We start from the raw sequence: 4,534 nt of genomic DNA on the forward strand, positions 1-4,534 counted from the left end.
GGTCTTTGGCGCAACGTCGGGCCGCTGGGAGAAGAAGGTAGCGGTAGACGTCACTGTAATCGCTGCTTTCCATAATTTTTTCAGTATGATCAAGTGCGATGACATGCGGCATGGCGCGCGACGAGGTTTCCGACAGCGCCTTGAAAAACTCACTCAGAATCTTTTTCCGCAAGTTGTCCACCGGTCCTGCTTCAGGATCCCAGTTCCTGCCCTCGTCCTCGACGTAACCATGGTCAGTACTGATGTGATCCGAACCGGTCACCAATGCGTTGAGACATGCGTTGAATTTACTGAATGCGTCCGGGGGAATCGGGTTCGGGTGGCTTTTATCAATGATCGCCTCACGGATGGCTCGTACCAGAGAAAGCCCGTCCCTCGGCGCGGACACCCATTTTCCACCCGGCCCCTCATAGTTGTCGCGTAGATTGACATATGTCACGCGATGTCCACGGAGGTGGTATGTCAGCAAAGACCAGAGAGTGAACCACGTTTTTCCCGCTCTTGCATTGGGTTTTTCCTGTTCACCTTTGATCAAAAGCAGACCGACTGGCGGATCATTGGACTTATGGTCCAGCGTGCGGTCCAGCGCCCACCATGCTTCACGACGTTCACGATGGCGGCCGACAAAGTTCTTGAGATCCCTCAGCTTGTAGGTGTTGCAGAGCTTGTCGACGGACTCGTCGTCTATCGGGAATTCCCATCGTATGATATTTTGCGGATGTACGGCCGTGACGAATCTCGGTACCGCCCAGCTGATTTCACGGTACGTCAGCTCGCGGCGAGCGCTGGCCAGTGCATGATCGACGGAGTGCCCCCGACCGAGCAGCGCATACAACTCCGCGGAGAGGATGCAGGCATTCTCTGGACTAATTGTCGACTGCATCGAAACGACGGAACACGCGCCGGCTCGGATGAACTCGTCACCGATGCCGGCGACCCCGCGACCGACCGGGCTAGCCGAACGGCAGGCGTTGAGGATGACAAGCCATGGTTTCCATCTCGTGAGGAGCGGGTGGATGTCATCGGGCAGCAGAGGACGCCCACGATCCTCCGACCTTGATCGAATTACCAGCCCGTGGTCGTCGGTACCCTCCCCAATGAAGTGTAGGATATGCGGGCGAAGCGTGTCGATCGCCTCCCGCAGCCACGATATATCCGGACTGTCGATCACTTCAGTGTGCACACGACCGAGGCGCCCGGCAAGAGCCTTGGCGATACCCGCGAGCTCCTCGTCCGCCAAGAGATCGAGCGCACCCGGGGAGCCTACGACGATCAGCACCCGCAACGGACCACGTTCCGGCCGGAGCGGAGCACCGGCGTTAAGGCGCGACCAGGGCATCTCGTCGGTGAATACCATGGCGGCCCCGGCGTCACGCATCAGCTCCCACGGGAGACGAGAGATGCTGTGTCGTTCGTCACCGACGGCTTGCTGGCCGAAAGAGAGCAGCACCCGGACAGGTCGATCTTCCTGTCCCAGCAGGCCAGTCCAGGCTTCCTTGACACTGCCACGGATAAGCAGATCAAAAAGCTGACGGCCGGCATCGATGACTTCGGCCCTCGCCGCGCGACCCTCGAAGATCTTGCCATGATCATTGATCATTCTACCGATGAGCTCCGCTACAGCCGCCGCGGGCAGATCCTCACGGGCAAGTGGCTCACCGAGTGTATGCGGGTCGAAATCCTCAGCCCCGCCGGGATGGAGATGAAGCGAAACAACGTGTTTCTCGGGGACGCCATCAGGGGCGCGATGAGCCTGAACTGTAAAAATAGCTGTCGTCATCGGGTCAGGCCACCGACGGGTTTCCCGGGTCGTCGTCCGCGGCGTCAGGTGGCTGCACATCGCCGGAGACGGTCTCGAGGACCTCCGCGGGACGCTCACGCGCATAGGCGGCCAGCGCCGGCGGAAGATCGGCCGGAAAGGCGCCGCGGCCACTCTGTCGCATCCCGAAGTCGGCCTCGACCCTGCTGAGAAATGGCTTTTTCAAGCGCACTACCTGGTACATCGGCGTGCAGGCCTCGACCGTCCAGGAGTCGTTGCGGGCGGTCGAGCGATCGAGCTCGAACTTCATTGCAAGATCGACGACTGTGAACGGCCCCGCGCCGGCACCGACGCGGGCGTTGAGCCGCACCGAGCCGCCGGATTCGCTCGCGCCGGAAACGAGAACTCCAGCGGCGGCCGTCACCACGGACGTGACCACGACCCTGTCAAGACTCCAGCCGCCGGCCGACCATTGCCGCAGCAGTGTCTGGGCGATCTCGGCCGCGTCCGCGACGTCGAGCTGGGTCAAGCCGTCATAGGCCACCAGCATGGCATCGCCCCGTTTGAACCGAATCTCCGCCTGCACGCGGGCATCCACGGCACCCGCGGCCGGGCCGAAGGCGATTTCGACGTCTCCGTTCGAGTCATGCTCGAAACTGGGGATCGACGCCCCGACGCGAGTCGCAAAGCCTGTGGTCAGGGCACCGGCCCGCACCAACTTGTCCGGTGTTGCCACAAAGATGTCGCCGACCTCGATGAGCTTGCTCAGCGGCCAGTTCACCCACCAACCTGGCCAGCGTTGCGCGACGATGCGTCGGTAGTTTCCCACGACGTCTGGCATTTTCTCCCCCCGGATGCCGACAAACCACGCCGAACGAGTGCTCTGCGCGATCGGTCAGCATCATAACGAATTCGGACAATCAGTTGTCCGTCGGTACCGTGTCCAGGACCGGACATCCGAACGGTTCGGGAGCGCCGTCAGTGGACGCGGGGGTCGGCGGGGCAGTCCAGTGCACTGGCCCTGGTCAGACCGCTGACGGTCAGGCGGGCGGACAGCCGCACCGGCCCCGGCGAGTCGGTGAGGATGCCCGTCCAGCCGTCCGCGGCCTGGAACACGCAGGCCTCGTGGCCGTCATCCAGTTGCCAGTACGGCGTGAAGTGGACGAGGACGGTCGCCATCCCGGGTGCGGAGAAGTCCACCGCGAGTGAGCTGACCCCGAGCTCGGTCAGGCTCGCCGGCCCCCGCACGAGGCCGGGCGCATCGGCGACCAGCCAGACCTTCCAGTGCGCGTCCGACCACGCGAGCTCCAGGTAGGGCTGCCCGGCCGCGAGCAGCTTCGCCTCCTCGACGGCGGAGGAATCCAGTTCCACATCCGGCAGGGCCACGAACCGGACGCCGCGCTCGAGCAGCCACTGGTGGTAGGTGTCGGGGGCGAGGGTGCCGTCGTAGAACAGCGAGTTGTACTTCATGTCGAGCTGCCGTTCCCAGCCGCGGGCCAGCGGGACGTGCGGCGCGACGAAGGAGGCCTCCCAATGCGCGCGGGTGAACGGGACCTCCACCCGGCCCGCCGCCACCGGGCCATGATCAAGATAGTCGAGCAGGCCGGAGTAGTAGCTGCCCTGGCCGGAAGCGTCCCCGTAGGTGGCCAGCGCACCGTGCACCGGGCCGATCTGCCAGCCGATCAGCGGTATCGCGACAACAAGCAGTACCCGTGGCCGGCGGGCCAGCAGCATCGCCGCGACCGGGCCCGCGAGCAGGGTCGCGGGCCGGGCGATGTTCCCGCCGATCTGTGTCGGGACGAAAAAGAAGACAGCCGCGGAAACAGCCCACAGCCCCAGGCCGCGCCGGATCGCCACCTCCTTCTTCGGGACGACGACCAGCCCGGCCGCGATCAGCGCGAGCAGCGACAGGAAGGTCAGCGCCGGAAACGGCTGCACACCGTGTTCGGGAAACAGCAGAGCGACGAGGATGCCGCTCGCTGCCCCGGCCAGCGGCAGCACTCGACGCCGGTCGAGTGTGCCGACCAGGGCAAGCCCAGCCAGCAGCACGAACCCACCGGCGAGCGGTGAGGCGAGCGACGAACCGATCGCGCCCACCCACGCGGCCGTCATCCGGCGCTCACGCACGCCGAGCAGCGCGAGCGCGCCGAAGGCCATCCCGAGGGCGAACGGCATCCGCCCGACGACGAGGTTCGCCACTGTGGCGACCGCGAACCAGACCAGGGCCAGGTCGTGACCGTGCGCCCGGCCGGGCCCGCGCAGCAGCCGCGTCGCGATCATCGTGGACGCCACACCGGCCAGGCAGCCGAGCACCTGCACCCCGAACAGCGCACCCAGCGGAGGGAAGAGCACGCTGTAGCCAGGTACGGTATGCCCGCCGTACCACTGATCGTCCCACAGGGTGGCACCACCGTGCTTGAACAGCCACACTCGGTATTCCTGAGCGGGGGTGTCCGGGCCGGTGAGCCCAAGCGCCAACGACAGCCCGCACAGCACCATAGTGATCAGCCATGGTCGGCGCCGGAGCACCTCGACGATGGCCGATGCGGCGGCGAGAACGCCCCGGACCGCCCGATGCCGAGGCCCCTCGCCCACCAACCCGACGAAGCGGGGCCCGACGGCGGAGGTCCCCGCCCGGGATGTCCCCGCCCGCCGGAACGGGAGAAAAACCGTTGGGAAGGAGCGCGTCACCGGTGGTCCGGGTTCACCCGTCAGCGACCGCTCTGTCACGATTCGGCGTACCGCGGTTCCGTGTACCGCAGTTCCGTGTACCGC

Annotated in this window: 3 protein-coding genes; all 3 read right to left on the bottom strand. The window is 65.3% G+C overall.

The features are described 5' to 3' along the window. Nucleotides 1–1,780 (bottom strand): CHAT domain-containing protein (locus MJ785_RS07165; protein WP_239380228.1); only part of this gene is annotated, 1,780 nt, incomplete at its 3' end. Nucleotides 1,781–1,784: 4 nt separating this feature from the next. Next, complete coding sequence (locus MJ785_RS07170; RefSeq protein ID WP_239380229.1) at nt 1,785–2,600, bottom strand: hypothetical protein; 816 nt, start codon at nt 2,598–2,600, stop codon at nt 1,785–1,787. A gap of 137 nt (nt 2,601–2,737) precedes the next feature. Then, a complete protein-coding gene (locus MJ785_RS07175; RefSeq protein WP_370652888.1) occupies nt 2,738–4,258 on the bottom strand; it encodes a hypothetical protein in 1,521 nt (506 codons plus the stop codon). Nucleotides 4,259–4,534: the final 276 nt, after the last annotated feature.

It is taken from the genome of Protofrankia sp. CiT1 (assembly GCF_917627335.1).
Classification (GTDB): Bacteria; Actinomycetota; Actinomycetes; order Frankiales; family Frankiaceae; genus Protofrankia.